The sequence below is a fragment of the Cryobacterium sp. Hz9 genome (assembly GCF_004402825.1).
Taxonomy (GTDB): Bacteria; Actinomycetota; Actinomycetes; order Actinomycetales; family Microbacteriaceae; genus Cryobacterium; species Cryobacterium gelidum.
In genome coordinates, this window is sequence record NZ_SOFC01000003.1 from 1 (window position 1) to 2,319 (window position 2,319).

1 rRNA gene is annotated in these 2,319 nt (G+C 55.0%); it reads right to left on the bottom strand.

From position 1 onward, the window contains the following. Window positions 1-147: 147 nt before the first annotated feature. Window positions 148-1,717 (bottom strand): 16S ribosomal RNA (locus E3N85_RS00620). Window positions 1,718-2,319 lie beyond the last annotated feature (602 nt).

A 2,319-nucleotide genomic window follows, 5' to 3' on the forward strand; every position in this document is an offset into this window, starting at 1 on the left:
CCGAAGGAGCGTACCGGCCCGAGAACTAACCGTCCTCATATCAATGTCAATGTTCCACCCATGAGCGCCATCCAAGAACATTCGTCTTGGTATGACTGGCACCGGTGATCTCGCTGTAGACAGACGAGCGGTGCACGTGCTCCTTAGAAAGGAGGTGATCCAGCCGCACCTTCCGGTACGGCTACCTTGTTACGACTTAGTCCTAATCACCAATCCCACCTTCGACAGCTCCGTCCCTTGCGGGTTCGGCCACTGGCTTCGGGTGTTNGTCCCTTGCGGGTTCGGCCACTGGCTTCGGGTGTTACCGACTTTCATGACTTGACGGGCGGTGTGTACAAGGCCCGGGAACGTATTCACCGCAGCGTTGCTGATCTGCGATTACTAGCGACTCCGACTTCATGAGGTCGAGTTGCAGACCTCAATCCGAACTGAGACCGGCTTTTTGGGATTCGCTCCACCTTGCGGTATCGCAGCCCTTTGTACCGGCCATTGTAGCATGCGTGAAGCCCAAGACATAAGGGGCATGATGATTTGACGTCATCCCCACCTTCCTCCGAGTTGACCCCGGCAGTATCCCATGAGTTCCCACCATTACGTGCTGGCAACATAGGACGAGGGTTGCGCTCGTTGCGGGACTTAACCCAACATCTCACGACACGAGCTGACGACAACCATGCACCACCTGTATACCGACCTTGCGGGGCGACCATTTCTGGCCGTTTCCGGTATATGTCAAGCCTTGGTAAGGTTCTTCGCGTTGCATCGAATTAATCCGCATGCTCCGCCGCTTGTGCGGGCCCCCGTCAATTCCTTTGAGTTTTAGCCTTGCGGCCGTACTCCCCAGGCGGGGAACTTAATGCGTTAGCTGCGACACGGAGACCGTGGAATGGTCCCCACATCTAGTTCCCAACGTTTACGGCATGGACTACCAGGGTATCTAATCCTGTTCGCTCCCCATGCTTTCGCTCCTCAGCGTCAGTTACGGCCCAGAGATCTGCCTTCGCCATTGGTGTTCCTCCTGATATCTGCGCATTCCACCGCTACACCAGGAATTCCAATCTCCCCTACCGCACTCTAGTCTGCCCGTACCCACTGCAGGCCCGAGGTTGAGCCTCGGGTTTTCACAGCAGACGCGACAAACCGCCTACGAGCTCTTTACGCCCAATAATTCCGGACAACGCTTGCACCCTACGTATTACCGCGGCTGCTGGCACGTAGTTAGCCGGTGCTTTTTCTGCAGGTACCGTCACTCCCAGGAAAACCCAGTCGCTTCTTCCCTACTAAAAGAGGTTTACAACCCGAAGGCCGTCGTCCCTCACGCGGCGTTGCTGCATCAGGCTTGCGCCCATTGTGCAATATTCCCCACTGCTGCCTCCCGTAGGAGTCTGGGCCGTGTCTCAGTCCCAGTGTGGCCGGTCACCCTCTCAGGCCGGCTACCCGTCGTCGCCTTGGTGAGCCATTACCTCACCAACTAGCTGATAGGCCGCGAGCTCATCCTTGACCAAAATTCTTTCCACCCCAGAAGATGCCTTCCAAGGTAATATCCGGTATTAGCTACAGTTTCCCGCAGTTATCCCAGAGTCAAGGGCAGATTGCTCACGTGTTACTCACCCGTTCGCCACTGATCCAAGGAGCAAGCTCCTCTTCACCGTTCGACTTGCATGTGTTAAGCACGCCGCCAGCGTTCGTCCTGAGCCAGGATCAAACTCTCCGTAAATGTTTGAATAGCTACCCGATCCATATAAATACAAACCGAGCGCCCATCTAGTGCACCCCCCAACCGGAATAGGCTGAAACGATGCAAGTTTGAAACTGACAAGAACAAATCATTACTGACTTGCTTTGTTTAGTTGCCTAACCGAAGTCAGGACTTTTTCAATATTATTTCCAAAGGAATCTCTTAGCTGTACCCCGCTAGAAACGGGCCACAACCACGAGGTTTTTGGCATTTGACATTGTGCACGCTGTTGAGTTCTCAAGGATCGGACGCACCCGACATCAGGCCCTACTGGGCTGTCGCTCCGGGGCAACTTGTCTAACTTACCCACCCGGCCAGTCCCTGTCAAATCGGCCACACCCAGCAATTTCCGGCACCCAAAGGACACCACAAACACTCGGACAACACGACCCAACCAGCAACACACACCCGGTGGAGGCTTACAATCCTAGCCCAACACCAGAGAACTTGAACCAAGAACCCAACATTGATCTGACTAGAAGACGGTCCCACGTGAGGCCGAAAAGCACTGCGGCTTTCCGCACCTTTGGGGTACGTATAGATACATTACGGTCCCACCGCCCACCCGTCAAAACGCCCCC